This is a genomic window from Sphingobacterium athyrii (assembly GCF_003071065.1).
Taxonomy (GTDB): domain Bacteria; phylum Bacteroidota; class Bacteroidia; order Sphingobacteriales; family Sphingobacteriaceae; genus Sphingobacterium; species Sphingobacterium athyrii.
Window position 1 is genome coordinate 1,324,042 of sequence record NZ_QCXX01000001.1, and the last position, 21,307, is coordinate 1,345,348.

At 43.2% G+C, this 21,307-nt stretch carries 17 protein-coding genes; 8 read left to right on the forward strand and 9 right to left on the reverse strand.

What is annotated here, in order from left to right:
* Positions 1-133 precede the first annotated feature (133 nt).
* From DCO56_RS05680 to DCO56_RS05715, 8 genes are all read left to right on the forward strand, one after another.
* Positions 134-565 (forward strand): hypothetical protein, encoded by a 432-nt coding sequence (locus DCO56_RS05680; protein WP_146190985.1) that lies wholly within the window; start codon positions 134-136, stop codon positions 563-565.
* Positions 566-1,050: 485 nt separating this feature from the next.
* On the forward strand, positions 1,051-1,278 hold the full coding sequence (locus DCO56_RS05685) for a hypothetical protein (RefSeq protein WP_108632727.1): 228 nt from the start codon (positions 1,051-1,053) through the stop codon (positions 1,276-1,278).
* 22 nt (positions 1,279-1,300) lie between these two features.
* Complete coding sequence (locus DCO56_RS05690; protein WP_108632728.1) at positions 1,301-3,046, forward strand: hypothetical protein; 1,746 nt, start codon at positions 1,301-1,303, stop codon at positions 3,044-3,046.
* Positions 3,047-3,364: 318 nt separating this feature from the next.
* The gene (locus DCO56_RS05695; protein ID WP_108632729.1) at positions 3,365-3,718 is read left to right on the forward strand and encodes a hypothetical protein; all 354 of its coding nucleotides are present in this window, start codon (positions 3,365-3,367) and stop codon (positions 3,716-3,718) included.
* A gap of 78 nt (positions 3,719-3,796) precedes the next feature.
* Entirely contained in the window at positions 3,797-4,357 is a 561-nt protein-coding gene (locus tag DCO56_RS05700; protein ID WP_108632730.1) for a Crp/Fnr family transcriptional regulator, read from the forward strand.
* Between the two features lie 84 nt (positions 4,358-4,441).
* On the forward strand, positions 4,442-4,774 hold the full coding sequence (locus DCO56_RS05705; RefSeq protein WP_108632731.1) for a DUF2147 domain-containing protein: 333 nt from the start codon (positions 4,442-4,444) through the stop codon (positions 4,772-4,774).
* 174 nt (positions 4,775-4,948) lie between these two features.
* Positions 4,949-5,887, forward strand: coding sequence for a proline dehydrogenase family protein (locus tag DCO56_RS05710; protein WP_108632732.1), 939 nt, complete (start codon positions 4,949-4,951; stop codon positions 5,885-5,887).
* A gap of 44 nt (positions 5,888-5,931) precedes the next feature.
* Complete coding sequence (locus tag DCO56_RS05715; RefSeq protein WP_108632733.1) at positions 5,932-6,714, forward strand: NIPSNAP family protein; 783 nt, start codon at positions 5,932-5,934, stop codon at positions 6,712-6,714.
* Positions 6,715-6,865: 151 nt separating this feature from the next.
* Here DCO56_RS05715 and DCO56_RS05720 read toward each other — a convergent pair whose 3' ends face one another.
* From DCO56_RS05720 to DCO56_RS05760, 9 genes are all read right to left on the reverse strand, one after another.
* A complete protein-coding gene (locus tag DCO56_RS05720) occupies positions 6,866-7,882 on the reverse strand; it encodes an alpha/beta hydrolase (protein WP_108632734.1) in 1,017 nt (338 codons plus the stop codon).
* A complete protein-coding gene (locus DCO56_RS05725; RefSeq protein WP_219929323.1) occupies positions 7,866-8,900 on the reverse strand; it encodes a pectinesterase family protein in 1,035 nt (344 codons plus the stop codon). The genes DCO56_RS05720 and DCO56_RS05725 overlap by 17 nt, the downstream gene beginning before the upstream one ends.
* Positions 8,901-9,016: 116 nt before the next feature.
* On the reverse strand, positions 9,017-10,663 hold the full coding sequence (locus DCO56_RS05730; protein ID WP_108632735.1) for a glycoside hydrolase family 43 protein: 1,647 nt from the start codon (positions 10,661-10,663) through the stop codon (positions 9,017-9,019).
* Positions 10,664-10,904: 241 nt separating this feature from the next.
* The gene (locus DCO56_RS05735) at positions 10,905-13,367 is read right to left on the reverse strand and encodes a glycoside hydrolase family 95 protein (RefSeq protein WP_108632736.1); all 2,463 of its coding nucleotides are present in this window, start codon (positions 13,365-13,367) and stop codon (positions 10,905-10,907) included.
* Between the two features lie 9 nt (positions 13,368-13,376).
* Positions 13,377-14,285: an alpha/beta hydrolase gene (locus DCO56_RS05740; RefSeq protein WP_108632737.1), complete on the reverse strand. Its 909-nt coding sequence runs from the start codon at positions 14,283-14,285 to the stop codon at positions 13,377-13,379.
* Positions 14,286-14,362: 77 nt separating this feature from the next.
* Positions 14,363-16,024 carry a glycoside hydrolase family 28 protein gene (locus tag DCO56_RS05745; RefSeq protein WP_108632738.1) on the reverse strand — a complete coding sequence of 554 codons (1,662 nt, stop codon included), beginning with the start codon at positions 16,022-16,024 and terminating at the stop codon, positions 14,363-14,365.
* Positions 16,025-16,071: 47 nt separating this feature from the next.
* Positions 16,072-17,544 (reverse strand): pectate lyase family protein, encoded by a 1,473-nt coding sequence (locus DCO56_RS05750; RefSeq protein ID WP_108632961.1) that lies wholly within the window; start codon positions 17,542-17,544, stop codon positions 16,072-16,074.
* A gap of 90 nt (positions 17,545-17,634) precedes the next feature.
* Positions 17,635-19,254, reverse strand: coding sequence for a DUF5123 domain-containing protein (locus tag DCO56_RS05755; RefSeq protein WP_108632739.1), 1,620 nt, complete (start codon positions 19,252-19,254; stop codon positions 17,635-17,637).
* A gap of 18 nt (positions 19,255-19,272) precedes the next feature.
* Positions 19,273-21,297, reverse strand: coding sequence for a RagB/SusD family nutrient uptake outer membrane protein (locus DCO56_RS05760; protein ID WP_108632740.1), 2,025 nt, complete (start codon positions 21,295-21,297; stop codon positions 19,273-19,275).
* Between the last annotated feature and the right edge of the window lie 10 nt (positions 21,298-21,307).

The window sequence follows — 21,307 nt, forward strand, 5'->3', positions numbered from 1 at the left end:
ACCAATGCGTAGACGGGGCTTTTCATTTAGCCAAGCATCCGATCCGCCTCTTCGGGCACATCCATTCCTCACACTTCTTCCCACTATTTTTGTTGCAAAGAGTGCGATATATCAAGGCGATATATATTGCGTTATGAAAACCGCAACATCCCGATTGTCCCTGAGAAGCGCGGTAACCTATCGGGTCGTAGCCCCGGGCCGATTTCCAACTGTCTCCCGCCCTACAGCACGATTGCCACCGATTACATTCATTAATAATTTATGCATGAAGAATTTTAAGAATTTCAAGGCGAACAATTTCTCCCTTAAATTCCTCATTCAACGCAATCTTCGGTTCAAATGGCACTGGAAGGTCTATCCTACTGCAAGCTCTATTCAGGTAGCGGCCGGAGCTTTCTTTCTAGGTCTTCCAAAAATAGTCAATCGTCGACATATTCAGGAAAACGAAATCCGTTTCTCTATGAATATGATTTCAAAACAAACCGAGTATTTTACGCCCTTAATAGTTGAAGTCACCTCTCCACAAATTGAGAAGTGTACTAAAATAGAAAATTCCGCTGTTTGAAAAGACCGCCCGTAGCTGAACACCTACATTATAAATTTTATTGCCGTTCTGTCGATATTTTCAGCCAAAACTCCACATATTCTTTTGTAACATTGCTAAATATTATTGATTACAAACCGCTTTATAACTAAAATAATCTATTGTCTATTAAACAAATAACAAAACTAAAAACTCGTTTATAGTTCTACATCATAATGTACGACAGCTGAAATGCTAAAGTAATTTTAATATTATTTCTTTTTGTCAAACTTCATCTATCCGTTCAAAAAGAGTACAATATTTTTTAGGTACGATAGCCATATTTCAGTTAATAAGAACGCGATATATTGACTAATTATTTAAATGAAATAGAAATTAACATACAGCAGTAAATTTAGGTTATCACGAAAAGTACTAACAAATAAAATCTATGCTCAAAAAAAACATTTATCAACAGAATACAACGGATTTAATCCATGATTAAACAGGGTATCATGTTTCAGTAAATGTCGAATATAAACCAAATAATAAAAATACACATGAAAAAGAAAACTGAAAAAGAGATCTACGTGACACCCGTAATCGAGCGGTTACAGGTGATGATGGAAGAAGGTGTGGCTGCAGGCTCGGCAGGGTCAGCCCAACCCGGAGGAGGCTCCGGCGTTAGCGAAACAGACTGGAATAACGGCGGATCAGAAACCCAAGATCCGAGTAGCGGTGAATGGTGGAACTAATCAAAAATTATTTAAAACAATTATGAAAAAAATGCATCAGATTATAAAGACAAAACTGGCTTTAATTGTCTTTCTAGCAATTGCCGTTTCCTGTAGCAAGGAGAAAGGTGAGAATACTATTGAAGTGAATAAAGGGATAAAACTGGCTTTAACTGAAGCCCAATTCGGCGGAGATAATATATCCGTGGCGAAAGCTTCGGCAAAGGCCGGCGCAACCGAACCTTTAACGATAACAAAAGAAATTCAGTCGGGACCGTTTAGCATTACCGCAGAACTGACCGAGAATACCCCAAGTAACAGCGGGCTTAAAGCTTCTACCGGTAAAAAGGCCGCAACGAAATTGCTGTCTTTGAGAGGTCCGGTAACCTATCGGGTAGTGGCCTATGAAACAGACGGTACTTATATTGACCAGGCCGTTGGCGATGCTTCGGATTCAACCCAGGTATTCTTTGGGGATAAATTGATCGCGGGTCATAAATATACCTTTGTGATCTATTCATTGGGGTCTACGACTACTGCCCCTCCTGCAGCTCCAACAACAAACCTATATACGGCAGGTCAGGTGAATTTCGCTTTTGCAAACTATACTGAAAATGGAGCGGACTTCATGTATGCCATCGAAAAAGATGTCACCATACTCGGCAACAATACTCCGACTCCGTTGACGACACCATTGCAGCACATGTTTACCCGTGTGACCCTGCTTGTCGACAACAGCGATGCAACAGGTACATTTGGTACTGCAAACTATGTAAAAGGAGGTTACCTTTCGGAGGTTCCGGTACAAGCGGAATGGACTTCACCTTTCGCTAACCCAACTGTTGACCTGAGTACCGGTGAAACCCTATCCGCTACCAATGCGATAAATGTACCCCCTGTTTCAAATCTAAATGCAACAGCACGGACTTTTATCGTCAACCAGAGTCAGTCAACCAATTTTTCAATTGCATTGACGATTCCAAGCGGTCAGATCAAAATCGGTCATGATGTCAATGCGCAAGCGGTAAACTTTAACTTTTCAAATGCGGGTCTAGGCTTAAAACCGGGCTTTTCCTACACCATGAAATTACGTTTCAACAGCGACCGCTTTGTCAATGCGTCCAATGTCACCAGAACCCCTGCTGCTGCTGATGCACGCTATGCTGTCATCGCCGGTTATCGTTGGGACCGCTATAACCTTGGTGTGGTCGATGTAAACCCTGCAACCAATAATCCTGATGCCGTTCCTTCTGTACAGGCACTATATGGTAATTACTACCAATGGGGCCGTCAGGCTGCAGTAGCAAATGCTTACAGTGGCGATGGCGCTATCGCAGGATGGAATACAACATCTGCTCCGGACGGTTCATGGAATAATGGTACCGCAGCTGCTCCTGTGAAAGCAGCATTGGATCCATGTGGTACAGGAGATAGAGTACCTAGTCAAGCTGAATATACCCGTCTAGGAACTTATACCCGCCATACCTCGATTGGAAACTGGACTACTTTTACTGGTAACATTACAGTTGGATTATCTGACTTTACAGCCGCGCATATTATGACCAGTAAAAAAAGCAGTGATATTAAATTAAGCTTTCCTGCAAATGGTCACAGAAACCCGACAACAGGGGCCCAGCTTATCCGCCAAAGCTCCGCAATTTATTGGCTAAACACTGCAGTCGGCGGCAATAATTATGCGTTACAGGGACGTGGATTCCAAAGTTCTTGGGATACATCGAATTATCTTAAAACTGCTGGTTATCCGGTACGTTGTATCCAAGATAAATAAGAGGCTTAAAAATTCTCTTAAGTAGTCATTATATAATCCCTATTTGACTAGAAATTTCCTATTGAAAACAACAGGAATCAAAGCCCGGCTGGTTTATCCAAGCCGGGCTTTCTTTATATTGTAAACAGATTGTCAACGTGCAAAAACCATTGATGTCTCAATTATCTTTTTGTATATTGGTATGATAATTAAAGAACGGAAAGTGCGATTTAGCATGAGAGCAGTGGAATACAACGGTCTTACATAAATCGGTTTTTTCGATACAGATTTTTAACTTTGTCAACTCCCCAATAATGCTAGGAAAATTAAAATTGTTCTATGAAACGGATAATCATATTGACTTGTATTTTAGCGCTCATAATTGGGTGCACCTCAACTGGTGATAAGAACGAATCTATTAATAGATACTGGAAGGAGCTGACAACTGCGCAATCTAATCAAAAGGAATTAAAGATTCTTGAAGAATTTCGCGTATATCTTAGTAATGAGCATATTTCTTACGAAGTATTTGGTGAGCATGGCAAAGATAGCCTCCTAAATTTAATTACCGTTCCCAACAGTTATACCCCCGAAAGCATTACCATGAAATTTTATTACGAAGATAAAATCGATACAAAACATGGGTGGAAACCCAAAGATCCGAATAATGCATTCTATTTATTTAACGAGTAATTTAGCATTTTCCAAATTAATGACGAGACGAATTATCCCGGGTCACGGAACCATTGATTTAATGTACATTTGAACCAAATGGAACTCATACCTTATCTACTTACGCAAACAAAATTAAATAGGGCTGAATGTGAAGCCATCGACAACGCTTTTACTAGGAAAACTTTTGCGAAAGGTACCATATTGACACAGCCCGATAATCATCACCAAAATGTTTATTTCATTGAAAAAGGACTATTACGTGCTTTTTATAACTTAGATGGAAAAGATATCACCCATTATTTTTTCAATGAGAGTAATTTCTTGGTATCTTTTGAAAGTGTTTTTTTTAACCGCCCCCATCCCTATGGCAAACAGGCTTTGGAAAAAACCGATTTGCGTATCATCCCTTACAGCAAACTCGATGAGCTCTGTAACTGTATCCCTGCTTTTAGAGACTACCGGCTGCAGGTATCGCTGCAAGTAGTCAGTATGTTATCAGATAAGATTCTTGCTTTGCAATTTCAATCTACCGAACAACGCTATAAAAACCTGCTCGACAAATTTCCCGGCATATTGCAAAGAGCTCCCCTGGGACATATTGCATCCTATCTGGGCATTACGCAGCAAACACTAAGCGTCATACGGGCAGGCAAATAAGTGATTCCATTTTTTAAGAAATATTAAAAATACTACTGATTATTTTAATTTGCTTTGCAGTATCACATCATTAAATAATAAAATATGAAGAAAATACTGTCATCCCTTGCCATCATGTTCATGACAATGATCAGCATTGCCCAGTCCGCAAACGATAATTTTGTAGGTAAATGGAAAACTGAGGAAGGATTCATTATCAGCATCTCCAATAAAAACGGAAAATTCGTCGGTACCGATCCCAAAGGTCGTCCTACACTCTATAATGTGCGTTTTGAAAAAAATGAATGGAAAGGGACAGTGGAAAATCACGATACGGGCCAAAAGGGCAACTGTGAAATGTACCTGATGGGAAAAAAGCTAAAAATTGTAGCCCATAAAGGCATTTTTTCAAAAACTTTTTATTGGGTTAAACAATAGACAAGGGAAGTAACATTCCAATAAGAATAATATGTTCGAAAATATGAGTTTTTAAGCGTAAAAGGTTGAAAACAGGTTACCCCATAGCTGGAGAACATATGAATAAATATTAAGCAGTATATGTTGACATAATTTAATTTATGTATTTTGCATTGTAAATTTTAAGATTGCCAAATGGAACAGTTATTAACAGCCGGTGCTGAAGCACTAAGGAAGGCTGCATTGAATGAAGATGCCAAAGCTTATGTTTTGAATAATGAAGCACTCTATAAGCTGATGAAGAAAGCCGCAGATCGCTATATCGGAGGAGAAAACCTTACGGAAACGCTAAAAAAAGTACAGACTTCAAATGATGAAGGCTTTAAATGTTCGATCGAGTACATGGGAGAAAGCACACGATCCGTTCAGGAAGCGATTAAAGCGACAGATGAGTTTTTAAGTATTTGTAACGCAATAAATCAAAAAAAACTCAATTCAACGATTTCACTCGACCTCTCGCACATTGGACTGGAAATCTCTGAAAACCTCTGTTATGAAAACCTTTCCAAAATATGCGAAATAGCGAATGACAAGGAAGTGATCATCAGTGCTGAGGGGACTGAAAGAACTGACCGGATATTAAAACTCTATCAGAAGGGCTCTAAAGAATTCTCAAATCTTTCCATTACGCTGCAGGCTTACCTCCATCGTACCGCAGATGATTTTGAGGCCATGTGCAAGGAAAGGGGACGTATCCGGATCGTTAAAGGGGCTTTTGAAACAGCCAAAGGTTTATCCCTGCCGAGAGGACAGGAACTCAATGAACGGTATCTCTATTATGTCGAACAGTTGTTTTCAAGAGGTCACCTATGTTCCATCGCAACGCATCATCACGAAATTCAGCAGGAAGTTAAAAAACTTATAGACCGACTAGGTCCTAAAAAGGAATCGTATGAATTTGAAAGTTTATTTGGTATCCAAACAGAACAGTTGGCCCAATTGAGAAATGAGGGTTATCCCACAAAACTGTATTTCGTGTATGGTCAGGAATGGTACCTATACCTCTGCAACAGATTGGCCGAATATCCGTTAAATTTATTCAGAGCACTACAGGATATTGTTGAAGCAAATTGACGTTTGGCGATAATAATCTAAATCTATAAAACTAAATATTACATATGGTCAGATCTATGAATCCGGGACATTGGATTTTAATCCTATTTATTTTTATCAGTAGTCAATCCAGCTGTTTTGCCCGCGCAGCAACTACTTATTTTCAATTGAAAGTTTATCACTTCCAGACCACAGACCAAGAAGAGGTCATCGATCGTTTTCTTGAAAAAGCCTACCTGCCGGCGATGCACAAATTAGGCTTTAAAGAAATTGGTGTTTTCAAACCGATTGACAATAAGGACAAAGCAGATAAATTGGTTTATGTATTCAGTTCATCGCCAAATCTTGAAAAATATGCAAGTCTTGATGTAGATATCTTAAAAGATAAACGGTATTTAGAGTCGGGAAAGGAGTACTTGGATGCCGCACATAACCACCCGCCATATGCTAGGATTGAAACGATTTTGATGAAAGCCTTTGACGGGATGCCATTGCTTTCTCTTCCAAAATTAAGCACCGATAAAAGTGAACGTGTTTACGAATTGAGGAGCTATGAAGGTCCAACGGAAAAGTTAGCTGCAAATAAAATTTCCATGTTTAATAATGGTGAGATCGATATCTTCAAAAAACTAAATTTTAATGCCGTTTTTTATGGTCAAGTTATTGCAGGGAGTACAATGCCTAATTTAATTTATCTGACGACTTTCGAAAACATGACAGAACGTGAAGCACATTGGAAAGCTTTTGGACCTTTGTATAAACCAATGGCTGAGCTGCCGCAATACCAGAATAATGTTTCTAAAAACGTAACTATCCTTTGTAGGCCAACAGATTATTCAGATATATAACGAAACGAAGGGACTGTCCTTTGAAAAATTGGCCAGTCCTTTCGAACGAATGCTAAGCATAAATAATGACTTAGGCATGGACAAAGGCAACCTAACAAGTGAAGCGGAACTCAGCTGACTCGCTATATCCCAGTAAAGTAGCTTTACTTTTTTAATGGACTTTTTCTTTTAACTGTATGTGCTTCAAAAACTGGTCGATCATGTCGACACAGCGATCTACCCAAGGGTGAAAAAGCCAAAAGGGATGTACATTTACATCAATGCAATGCACTTCATGGGGCGTTCCCCAGCGCTTCAGCATGCCGACGAGTTCATCCTGGCCTGCATGAAACCTCGGAAATCCGCTATTGATAAAAAGCATGGGAACCGGCCGGTCCTCTCTGGCCCAGAATATGGGTGATGCTTCCTTCCAGACAAGCGGCTTTTCGGCGAAGGTTCCACCCAACCAAAAGGCATCCGGGGAGTCGGCCTTTCGTTCCAGATTGAGCGAAAGGGGGGCCAAGAAGTCTACCACACCATCCAGATCCACAATAGCCTGTACATGCGTACTCGCTTTAGATTCGACCCGGGGTTCAAAACGGTCCACTCCTCCTGTCAATCCGACCAAACTTGCCAATTGCCCTCCTGCTGAACTCCCTGCGACAACGATTCTCCTGCTGTCTATACCATATCGTTCAGCATGTTCTTTGACCCATATAATCGCCGATTTGATGTTGAGTACTGCTTGAGGGTACTTTGCTTCCAAAGACAATTGATGCTCCACCGGAATACAAACATAGCCTTTTCTGGCCAACAGTTGAGCTATGGGCATATCCATTTCCTTGTGGCCCGAACGCCAGCCACCACCATGGATCCACAGCACTGCGGCACGCTTTAATTTATCATCGGGTCGAATAATATCCAGGTGCAAATCACGTGGCCCAAAATCTGTGTGGGGTAGATGCGCATATACGACGTTGCGGATCACCCTGAGCTCCGCTCCTGCACTGTCCACCGCAGGTCTCGCTTGTGGGTAGTTTTTCTTAATCTGCCGCCATACACGCATGGTATTATACGTCGTATCCCGTGGAATAGCCTTATGCTGTGCCCACACTGTACCACCGTAAAAAAGAAGTATAAAAATAGAACTAAGCCGCCAGTAATGCCCTCTATTATTTTTCCATTTCATTGAGCATCAATTTAACGTTCCAATCGTCCATAACTTTATCAAGACTATACATACTGCGTTTATTAGCAGACAGCTGATGGGACCAGGTCACCCGCCGGGCGAGATCCGCCGCACCTGCTCCTTTTGACCCCAGTTCAGCATAGAACACGGTCTTATCCTTATCAGGAAACATCTTGTCGCCCTTCCATTCATTCCAGCCCTCAGGCACAATATGGCCCCCCAAATGGCAATCGACAAGTACCGTCTTGGCATAAGGTCGCCATGGTCGCCCCAAAAACACCTTATTGACAGATTCGTCAGCGGCCACAAAATCACAGCGATCAAATACATAACCATAACGTTGTCCCTGTGCTGTGGAAGCTGCGGTGACATACGAATTTCGCAATGAGATCAGCTTACATACAGCAAAAAAACCGGTCCCGGGACCAAAAATAAAATCTGTTGTCCCGCTGATGTTACAATTGGAAAAATAACTCCTACCACTGCTCTTTCCAAGGTACAAAGTGTCCTGAAAGCCCATTAGATGACAGTTTACTAAGGCGATCTGGTCACCTTCCAAGTGCAGGGCCACAGCCTGGCCTACAGGTCCGGCAGCATTTTCAATGGTCAAATCCTTAATGAGTACCCTGTTGGCACGCACCAGCAGGGTATAACTGCTGAACGTTCCAAGCTTCGTCTGCCCTGTCTCATCTGGACAGCTGGCGACCTTACCAGCATAATCATCAAAGACAATCTTCGTACTGACAGCATCCTCACCCACCAGCTGAATATTTTCCAGGTAAGCGGGAATGACCACTTTCTCATGGTAGGTCCCTTTACGGATCCAAATCCGGACAGCATAATGCCCCCGAAAAGCTCGAACGGCATTAACTGCAGCCTGTATGCTTGTAAAGTCTCCTTTCCCTTGTTGGTCTACAGTAATCACTTCCGGACTGGCCGCCCGTAATTCCGAACCCAATAACAGCAGGCTGACAAGTAGGTAGGCTGCCAAGACTTTTATCATATCTATTCTTTTCATAAGCAGTAAATAATTATATTATTTAACTCGTTTAGTTACATAAAAAACGTAGTTCATAAATCAACGTTACAGTAATTTCATGACTTTTTAATCGTAACAGCATGGTCCAAACTGTTTTATTTCTCTATGCGAAACCAATCCACTTCTGCATAGCCACTATCATTGATATGCTTCTCGCGGCTGGCATAAAGTCCTAATGTGGCGCCGATCCATTTGCCCGGTTTTGCCTGGAAGCCATTTTCCACGACTGTATATTTTTTACCATCCAAGCTATAAGCCCAACTGCAGGTCTTTCCATTTTTGACTTGTACACGAAGGTAGACAAAATCTTCCGGCAGCGTACCTATGAGCCTGACCTGCTCTTCGGTCCCAGAATAGGCCCCTGTACAGCTGCCATAATAAAGTTGGAAACTGCCCTTTTCCTTGCGGATAAACAATTGGCTATAAGCTTCTCCCACCACCACAAGACCGGCTTTTTCACCTAGATCCTTTTCATTGGGGCATAGCCGTATTTTTGTTGTCGCAGTGAAATCATCGCCCGGAAATTTCTGCGTGAGTATATTGGGGGCTGCCATCAGATTCTTACTTCCTTCAGGGAGCTGTTGGCTATAAAGCCGAAGCTTTCCGTCTTGGGAGGGCATAAGCCAAGTACCGTCCGGATTGGCCTGCCATTGCCACTGTAATCCCAGGTGTGGTGTATCAAACTCGTCTGACTCCTGCGGGTTGGTCGGGGGATGTACCGAGGTTCCCACATTCGGTTTTTCATAACTCATCACGGGTGTTCCTATTCCATCCCCATCTTTGTCCTCTCCGATGACAGGCCAGTCAGCGTTCCAAACCATAGGTTGTAAATGGACGACACGTCCCATGGCTTCCTTATCCTGAAAGTGGAAGAACCAATCCTCACCAGTAGGTGTATCCACCCAGGCCCCCTGATGGGGTCCATTGACGGTAGACTTATTCTGGGCCATGGCGACCTTGCGTTCATATGGGCCATAGATATTTTTCGAGCGTAGAATCAATTGCCAGCCTGTTGCGACACCACCTGCCGGAGCAAACAAATAATAATACCCATTTCGCTTATATACCTTGGGCCCTTCAATCGTAGGATCCAGTTCATGCCCGTCATAGACAATGGTTCCCCGGTCCAATACACTGTTGCCCTCGGCATTCATCCTGGCTATACCAATCACGCTCTTTAGCCCTGCGCGGCTACCAGCATAGGCATAGGCCAGATATGCACGCCCATCCTCATCCCAAAAAGGACAGGGATCGATCAGGCCTTTTCCCTCGAATACCAACGTAGGTGCAGACCATGATCCACGGATATCCTTCGTTCTGATCTGATAGATCCCATAATCCGGATCTGGATAATAAATGTAGAACTCATTGTTATGATACCGTATCGAAGGTGCCCATACCCCACCACCGTGCTGCACTTTGCTAAACACGGATTCAGGGATCTGCCTCGGCAATGCATGACCAATAATCGTCCAGTTGATCATATCTTTCGAATGTAAAATCGGTAATCCCGGACTGTGGTTAAAGCTCGATGCGGTCATATAATAATCTTCACCAACACGGATCGCATCCGGGTCAGAATAATCGGCATTGATGATCGGGTTTTTGAATTTTCCATTTCCCAGGTCAGGATTCCACACCTGAGAATGATAATTTTGTCCAAATGTCGATGATGATTCGCCGCAGGCGAGATAAACCACCAATGCGGAATATTTCCAGACATTTCTCCATGTATTTGACATAAATTTTATATATAGAGTTTACTTCAATTGGTTATTCTATTGCAAAAGGAAGTGAAGCAACCGCTTGCATTAACACTGAAATTAGCATATTTTATTTCTATTGTAAACAATTTTTCACGCAATCGTTCCCGACACAAAAATTCTAGCAAGTGTATTCTTACAAAGTTGATTCCCCATCACATTGTCCATCAATGATTTTCTGTGTGAATTTCATGAAACATCGCGCGGTTAACATACCTCGTTATTGCACGGCAAATTCATAGGCCCCACCTTTGCTAGTCGAGATATCATACAGCACCGTCCGAGGAATCTCTAACATCCCTTTTTTTGTTTTTATCAATGGCTTTTTGATTTCATCGACTGCAAAAAAGGCATTTGTATTTTCTCCATTGGCTTTTTGCAGCGGTTTTCCCTGCCAAGAAAGTTGGGTGTTATGACTAACACGGATCCGGCAATTCCCACCTAGGGTTGAGAGCACCTTTAATGCGGTCAACTTTCCCTCTTTCCAACTCATATCGATGATAAATCCACCCCGGGCCGCCAAGCCTTTTACCTCCCCACTCGGTAATTCATCAGGCCATGCGGGCAACAAAAATATACTTCCATCATAGGATTGCAACAACATTTCGGCAATGCCTGATGTACAGCCAAAATTGCCATCAATCTGAAAAGGAGGATGAGCATCCAAGAGATTGGGGTATGTTCCCCCGTTTTGTCCCTGCTGTTCTTCAGGAGCTGGACTTAATTGATCTTTGATCAATTTATATGACTGATTACCGTCCAATAATCGAGCCCACCAATTCACTTTCCAGCCCATTGACCAACCTGTTGACTTGTCGCCACGATAGATCAATGAATTTTTGGCTGCCTGGGCGAGATCAGGATTACGAAAAGGTGATATTTGCCCTGACGGAAACAGTCCATACAAATGGGATATATGACGGTGATGATCATTTGTTCTATCCAGATCTTTGAGCCACTCCTGCAGCTGGCCATGCTGCCCTATTTGCATTGGCGGCAACTGCTCCAAGCACCGTCTCACCGAGTCACGTAAAACGGCATCGTCCTCCAGAAAGGTGGATGCATGAATAAAATTGTTAAAGACATCAAATAGTAGCTGGTTATCCATTGTCGTACCTGCCGAGACCCCTACACTCCCCGGTTCATAACTATTTTCCGGACTGATCGAAGGGCTCACAACCAACCATTTTCCAGAAGGATCCTTCGTTAAAACATCCAGGTAAAATAAGGCTGCCCCCTTCAGCACATCGTAGTAATCTCTCAAAAACTGCTTATCACCATGATACAGGTAGTGTTGCCAGATGTGTTGACTCAGCCAAGCTCCCCCCAGAGGCCACATTCCGTAGAAACCGCCGTCTACGACTCCTGTGATACGCCATAGATCGGTGTTATGGTGGGCATTCCATCCTCGGGCCCGGTACATTTCCCGAGCGCTCTCCTGTCCGGTAATTGACAGGTCCTTTAACATGCTAAAAAGTGGTTCATGCATTTCGCTCAGATTCCCTACCTCCGCAGGCCAATAGTTCATCTCAGTATTAATATTTATAGTATATTTACTATCCCAGGGCGGAGAAAGTTTAGCATTCCAAATTCCCTGTAAGTTGGCGGGTTGCCCTCCGGGTTGTGAAGATGAAATAAGCAAATAACGGCCAAACTGAAAATAAAGAGCAACCAGCTGCGGATCAAAGTTTGTCGCAAACTCGCGGATACGTACATCTGTTGTTTTTTTGGCCTGCGCATTGTTTCCGAGATCCAATTTAACCCGATTAAAGTACTTTTGGTATTTCCCCACATGATTTTCTACTGCTTTTGCATAACTGATTCTCTTGGCTTGTTCAAAAACCCGGGTCGCTTTTTGTTCAGGGTTGATGGAGAGATCATGGTAATTTTTAAAATTTGTCCCAATAGATACGTAAAGTATTACTTCGTCTGCATCTTTAATGATAATTTGTCGGTCAAGATGGTTAATTTGGCCACCTTTAACCTGCGGATAAACAAATCCATAGAAAACTACCTGCCCTTCTTTGGCATCAACTTGCCCTCCTTTTCCACGCAGGAAAAGCGCACCATTTTTTTTGCCTATATGAACATCGCGATGCGGGCTCTTCCAGTTTAGATCCATCGAAATACTTTTCTCCTTATCGGCAGTGATACGGATTAATAGCACACTATCAACTAGCGAGGTAAACATTTCTCTACGGTAGTTGACACCATCGACATTATAAGAAACAGTCGCTATTGCTTTATTCAAATTCAGCTCCCGTTGATAATGGACCGGGCTATGATGTGCCGGAAATCCCAAATGCAGGCTCCCGAAAGTCTGATAGGGCATCCCATAATCAAGTCCTTCGGGTGCTGCCCGGGGAAATGCCAGATTTGACAGATCTTGTGCTTCTTTATTCTTCCCCTCGACTAAAAGTTGACGTATCTTCACAATATCATTGTATTTGCCTTTAGGTACATTATTTCCAGGTCGCCCGGCCCAGATCGTCTCCTCATTCAGCTGGATCTCCTCTTTGTCAACTCCACCATATACCATGGCGCCGATGCGACCATTTCCCAAAGGTAATGCTTCATTCCAGTTTGCAGCTGCTTTATCGTAAGTCAATTTCAATTCTTGGGATGCCCCGAACTGCCAGGACAAGAATAGGACAATAGAAAAAATAAGGTGTTTTATCTTCATATTGCTAGATTATGGTTTGATCATTTGAATTTCTTGTAGCCAAGCCACACATATCTCGGGCCAAATAGCGGTAGATCCCGGATTGTTGACGAGTGCAATGGCATGCCCTCCCTGTGGAAAGATGTGTAGTGTGGCTGGTATATGATGAGCTTGTAAAGCCTGATAATAAAGTAAGCTATTTTGCACCGAAACGGTCTTATCATTTTGGGCGTGAACCAAAAATGTCGGCGGTGTTGTGCCGGTCACCTGCTTCTGTATGCTGAACAGTTCTTTTTTAGATGGATCGTCAACTGTTCCCAAGAGATTTTCCACACTCCCGCGATGTGCAAAATCGCCCTCCATCGTAATGACCGGCGACACCAATATACTGAAATTGGGTTTACTGCTTAACTGATCTATACTATCGCGCAAAGACTGGACAGGCTGTTCGATGCTTGCTAAGGATGCTGCCAGATGCCCGCCCGCCGAACTACCCATTACCCCAACACGATCGGGATCCAAATGCCAGTCAGCGGCTTTAGCGCGGATTAACCGGATGGCCCGTTGTGCATCCTGCAGGGGTGCCAGTGACCTATTGATCAAATCAGGTGAGTGTGGCAAGCGATGGATCAGTACAAAGGCATTAATACCAATGGTATTGAACCATTTGGCCAACTGTGTTCCACTGATGATATAAGCCAGTCGGGCATAACCACCACCGGGAATAATCAATACGGAACTTCCTGAATTTTCTTCCTTGGAAACAAGAAAAGGAATAATTCGTGGTTCACCGACCTGATAAACACGTTCGTTCGTTATACTATCCGACAGCTTTTGCCCCTTGCTATTGGGCTTTACTTTCCCATACAATGGTATCGGCTCTTGAGCAGATGCCAGGAAAAATACCAAAGACAATAAAATCGTCAGCAACTTTTTCATATGTATTCAGATTTAAGTCTACAGCCCAATGATAAGTGCTCCCATTCACTGTGCCAACTGTTTAACATTTTCATACGTCAATTGATTTTAACAGCATTCGTCTTTGCGCCGTGGTTAAAGTTCAACTTTCTTTTATCGATGTTCGATTGATTAAAAACAATATTGGAAGCATGCGGCCCATTTACCTCCACTTGGGGAGACTGGTTTCCGTCAAAACGCAAATCCTCAAATCGTAGGTCAGCGGCGTTTTCAATATAAATGATTGCACTTTCATCATTTTTTGAATGTAGAAACGCATTTTTCAGCGTAATATCTGCTGCGTCTTTCAACTCAACTACCTTGTTGGCCGTTATATTTAAATTCACCATGCTTATCTGCCGTACCGGCATCTCTGGCAAACCCCGAACAAAGATTCCTACTTGAGCTCCCCTGCACGTAATCCCATCGATAGCAATATTCCGAAATTGGGGTGTTTCGACAGTTACCGGCGGAACTTGTTGTACTTCATTTGCCTGAGGCGGTTTTGTCCAATAGTACATATCAAAATATATAGCTTCCTGTACAATATTATTCATATTGATATTGCGGATATGGATATTCTCCACAATCCCGCCACGGCCCCGTGTGGTCTTGAAACGAAGTCCTTTGTCCGTCCCCATAAAGGTGCAGTTCTCGACAAAAATATCCCGTGCACCGCCAGACATCTCACTACCTACCACAAAACCACCATGCCCCTTGTACACTTTATTATGTCGTATAATTACCCGCTCGGTTGCTATTCCCCGTTTGCGACCTTCTTCATCTTTACCTGATTTTATGCAGATCGCATCGTCACCTACGTCCAAAATACAATGCTCAATCAGCACATTGGCACAGGATTCAACGTCAATACCATCACCGTTCTGGGCATAATCCGGATTTTTGATTTTCACACCCCGTATGGTGAGATGCTGTGTCATGACCGGATGCAAATTCCAGGCTGGCGAATTTTGAAAGGTAACACCCTCAAGCAGCACTTTTTTACACTTAGTCAAAACAAGCAAATTAGGCCTTAAATAGTCTTTGATCGCTTCAAAATCAGCCAATGTTTTGCCATCTGCCAACAGGACGGACCGTTTTTCCTCATGTGCAAGCCTAGTCTTTGCACTTGGGTACCAAGTTTTACCGTCTGCACTGACCAATCCGCCAGACGCAACTTTGGCTTTCCATTCGCTTTCAGTCAATGCACCTTTACCGACCATTCGCCAGGCATCTCCATTGCCATCTATGATCCCCTTTCCTGTTATGCCGACATTCTCAAGCTCCGTACCACTTATCGGAGATTGATTCCGTGCCGAAGCTTTCCCTTCGTAATTACCTGCTACGATTTTATACTCGTCAAAATCAGCTGTAAACTGTAGAAACGCATTTTCATCCAAATGCAAGTTTACATTGCTTTTTAGTGTTATCGGTCCCGAGAGCCAATAGCCTGCTGGCACCACAACGACACCACCACCACTTTTGCTACTGGCAGAAATTGCTTCGTTTATACTCTTTGTATTTAAAGTATAACCGTCCCCTTTTGCGCCAAATTTCTCGATATTGAGTGTGTCTTTTCGAAATTGAGGCAGTTCCACTTCGGGGAGGTTATTCCAATGATATGGGCTTTCTATTGACTGAGCCTGTATCTGACTGCATATTCCGAGCATCATGCATAAACTCACTATCACCAAGCCATTTTTTTCGATTTTCTTAACCATCTATTTTTATTTTATTAATTCTATTACACGATTGTCCCATAAAGCATTTAGATCTGCCCTTCCGTAATGGGAAGCACCAGTTCATTGAGATATTCTTCTAAATAAGTATAGCCTGCTTCATTCAGGTCCTTGGCTTTTTTGCCCGGATAATGCCTCTCAAGCCAACCATCTGGTATACCGTCCCGGTCACTATCCTGAACGGCAACGCCGGCTGACAAAATTGGCCATGCGCCATACGAATTAGCTGGATATGGATTTGTATCCTGCTGTGAGTCCAACAAACCTTTGCGCGGGTACTGTAAACTTTTCCATTTTCCTCCTTCGCCGTTATGAATGCTCTTGCCCCGAAAAGTAGCGGTCCCTTTACGTGTTTCGGTGATGATCCGCTGATCTACGGCATCACGTACATAGCAGTTTCCGCCGTAGGTCAATACTTTCTCATAGGCGGTCTGTGCATCATGGGTACGAATAGTTCCCTGCACAGGTATCTCCTTGTCCAATCTGATTCCCGCTTGTGTTTGCTCGCCCACGATACGCACCCCTTGCCAATTATCTGAAGAAATCCTGGGGTTGTGAGCCAGTAGATTTCCATTTACAAAGTATTTCCCCCATACATCTTTGATGCTCGGGAAGGGTTGTTCTTCTGTTTTCGCATTAATAGCTATAATCCTATCCTTTATATTTTTGCCCGTGGCAGGTCCAGGTTTATAAAAGTTATTAACAATGTTAACACACATGGCTTCGCCACCATACGCTCCGTTCCCGTTCCAATTGTATATTACATTATTACGTATATCGGTCGTATCCTGTCCAGCATAGCGTGCACCGGGGCCCAATCGAGGGGTCCTACTATCATGATGCGCTAAGAGATTATGATGAAAGGTAGCTTGTACCCCACCCCATATCGCGCCATAGCCATGCGGCCCCTTGGAATGCCCCGAGAGACGGAGACTTTCCGAAACAATACACCATTGCATCGTGAAATTTTTATTGTCATAGAAGGAAGCACATTCATCAGTACTCCAACTGATCGAACAATGGTCAACTATGATATGCTGCCTTTGACGGCCTCCAAGGGCATCTGCACCATCAGATTCCCGGCCAACGAGTTGCAGGTCTCCCATTCGGAAGCGGATGAAACGGATGATCAAATTATCAGCATCGACGGATACAGGATTACCGGCCAACGTGATCCCGCCGCCGGGAGCTGATTGCCCTGCTATAGTCAAATTCCCCTTGTCTATTGACAATCGCTGCTGAAGCCATATTGTCCCACCTACCTTAAATAAAATCGTTTTCGCTCCATCTTGCCGAAGACACCAGCGTAACGAACCTTCTTTCGTTTTGGCATCGCCACGATCTTCGTCAACCAAAGTGTTAACATAATAGACCGCACCGGCACGACCTCCCGTTGTATACATACCACCACCTTCAGCACCAGGAAAGGCTGCAATATGCTGCGCATAGAGTATTGGCCAAGTCATTAGACACAACATCCCACTCCATATTAATTTCTTCATATTCTTTTTTGCATCTATTTGTCCATGACATATATCCGATAGCATCCAGTTTCGGATTCCATGACATATATGTCATGGACTATTGTTTACCTATTCAAACCAACGTGGATCTCCGGCGGTACCGCGTCCACCAAACCCGTTGCCCGCTTTAATGCGGAAGTCTTTATTGGTCGGATCCACAAACAGGTCATCCGCGCTGCCGCTGAAGACGGTGATCTCCGAGAAATCTCTTGATGCTCTTTCTATCTGCAATTCATTTGTCCGATAGCTTCCGGCAAATGAAATTTTGAGACCAAAACTAGCATGATCATAGCTGGTTGCATTTAAACGACCGCCGCCGTTCATCCCTGAAATAATGTTGTTGCTACCGACAAAGGCCAAAGGCAATCGTGCTGTATCAAAGCGTAGCAATTGAGACATGGCCGAATTTTGATTGTAGAAGGTGCAATTTCCAACTACAATTTTTCCAACAGCAACACGGACGTCCATCAACTGCGTCGTCAAATCGGTAAAGGTACTGTTGGTTATGGAGATGGAATCGACACTTGCGGTACTGCCTCCGATATTGACTACACCATATCCGCCAATTTTATCAACCACACAATTGTCAAAATTTATTCCTGCTACAGTAACGGCGTTATTAAGACGAACTACTCCGCTACCAAACCTTTCGATATAACAATTTTTAAAAGTGTAAGCAATTACGCTCGCGCCATTTTTATCCTGAGATATTAGAAAAGGGCTTCCGTTGGCATGAATTGAGAGGTTTTCAAACAGCACCTCGCCCAAGATCAAGTCAGTGAACTGTAGTCCCATAAGATTTAATTTGGGCTTATTGCCATTGGCATCTGAGATACCCGTTAGATTTAGGTTACTGATCCCCGCAGGAATCACTACATTAGCCAAATCATACGTTTTGCCCCCGGCAAATACCAACACAATATTGGTTTTTCCACGGGCAATTGCTGAACTGACCAATGTTGGAATATCATCTCCCGGATTTACTGTTATCATTTCACCACCAGCCAGTCCCAAGGTTTTTAATAGCTTCGCACCTCGCTCATTTTGCTCATTAAAAATTGCCACTCGATAGTTTGTACCCGCTTGTAACCCTTCAATTTTGATGCGACCTTCTGCTTTATTGGCCGCGGATAAGGGTATTTTCTGCAATTCAGTATTTTTCTCCGCATCAAAAACACTGACATGGGTGACGCGATCTGTCGCAGGCCAGTAGAGTTCAATTTCAGTTACTCCAAGGGTCCATTTGTTGAATAGCTGTTCCGCAGCTGTCTTAAAATACAATTGCAAATAGTTGGATTCATCACCGGTTTCAGTATTTAGTCCCTTCATTCTGACCGAGTAACCCGTCAGTCCCTCCAGATCGTCAAATAAGGTACGGTATTCGACCCGGGCCGGAATAGTGGATGGCGCAAATGGAGTTAATGTATCGGCCAATATTTCCACTGTTTTAACAATTTCAGAAAATTGCAGACTGTCTTTACTGAATTCAAAAATATATTTTTGCGCGGCAACTGTCTGGGTGTAGGCAATCTCCACCGAAGTTGCGCCAACGATACTAGTAGCAAACTTTAAGGACTTAAAGAGCCGTTGATGTGAAACATCGACTTCCCAATCGTTGGCCTTCTTGCAGCTGAATAGGTTGAAAACCAATGCCAGCGGCATGATGATATTTAAAATTATCTTTTTCATAAAACCATATGTTTGATGTTAGTACCCATAGGCATTACTCAGATAGCCTCTTGCTTCCCGGATATCATCGATATAGATCGGATAAACGTATCGATAATTGCAGACACTATTGCCCATTTTATACTGATTGAGCTGAGCTTGAATTTCGGCACCATATTTCAATGTGGACAGAAATGCTGAATAGTTGTATGTAGCCATCAATCCAGTTCCTGCCAATAGGGCTCTAATCGGCCATATCGTATAATTGTATACTTTGCCTGATTCTGTTTTTTCTGGCTTGGCAGCATCCTGTGGAAACCATCGGACTGATTGATAATCGCCTCCCGGAGCAGCGGGTAAATCACCATAATAATTCAAGGAAGTCCTGTCAATATATTCACCGTCTTTATAACGGAAATATACCGTAGACGGAAATTGAGCAGGCTGATAGCTTTTATCAAATATCTTCACTGGTTTACTATGGTCGTACATGAGGCAAAGCGCCATTTTCATATCTTCAATTTTTTTGTACAGCAATCCCCAACGGATCAGATCTTGTTTGCGGACAGACTCGCCACCAAACTCCCAGGCCCGCTCATTAATCACTGCGTCCAAAAAATTAGCATCATATGATTGTATTTTTGATGATCCTGTACCAAATGCCCTTTCCCTTACCTTTTCCAAGGCCTGTCTTGGTGATATCCCGGCGGCTTGATGTACGGCATTCGGATTTTCCAGCTGACTTTGTGCTTCAGCGTACATGAGATAGACATCTGCATATCGCATCAAGATCCAATTTACTCCAGTAGCAATACGTCCTGTAGCGGTCTTATGCATGGCGAGGTATGCGTTAGACATCCAGTATATCCTCCATTTGCCAAATTTTACATCATTCGGGTTGCTGCTGACTTTCTCTTTATTATCTGCGCCATAGCCGATCCAGGTGAGCGTCACGTCACGCCGTTTATCTTCCCTGTCAAAGGAATAAAAATAATAAGCGGTCGAGGTCACATAGCTCCCCCCGAAGCCCCTTGAACCATACTTTGAGTTTCCATCTACACCGTAGCCCATCAGCGAACCTATATCACCATTGTTCCCCATACCAAAGGCTACTTCAAATAAGTTCTCATTTGCCACATTTGAACGATTGCCACATACTGAGGACCATATATTCTCAAAATCCGGATCCAAACGATGCGGATTATCCGCAGATCCAATCAATTCAGCAGTCTGTTGGGCTGCAATACGATAATACGCCTTCCAGTTCTGCGGACGTCCCACATAGTAGCCGTTGATCTCAGGTATAGTAGGATGCTTTTCAGCAGTGGAGTTGGGAAAAGTTTTGCTATCCCGGAGCGACCAACCGCCGGCGAATAATGCTACACGTGCCAACAAACCTTTTGCAAAACCTTTTGTCACACGTTCTACGGTACCATATTCGCTATTTCCACCTTTATAAGGGAGGTATGACTGCGCTTCTTCTAGATCCTTCACCAAATAATGGTATATTGTATCCTTATCCGATTTTGGTAAATACACATTCGACAGATCAGACTTGGACGCTTCTTTTTTGTAAGGAACATCTCCCCAATAACGGGCCAACTCAAAAAAAGCCAGGGATTTTAATGTCAATGCTTCTCCCAACAGGGGATTCATGGTATTGGCTTCACTGATTAAAATTGGTGATTTGCGTATGCCATCGACTACAGCTGTCGCCATTTCGGCAAACTCAAACAAACGTTGCCATCTTGTTGTAGAATTATTGGCGTGTCCAAAATAATTGCCGGCACCAAAATCATCTGTCTGTGAAATATAGCCGGTCTCACTGAATTGACCGTTAGATTCCGTATCTGAAACTCCTTGCCAGTTAACCGAAAGCTTTTGGCCATAGATATAAGTATCGGTCATTTTCCCATACAACCCCATGACTGCTGCCTTGGTCATCGAACTCGTCTTAAATACAGTTTCTCCGCTCAATGAAGAAGGAGAACTAGTGTCGAGATATTTTTTGCAGGAACTCATACACGCCAGTACGACGACAGCAATAAAGATTATCTTTTTCATTTTCTTTTAT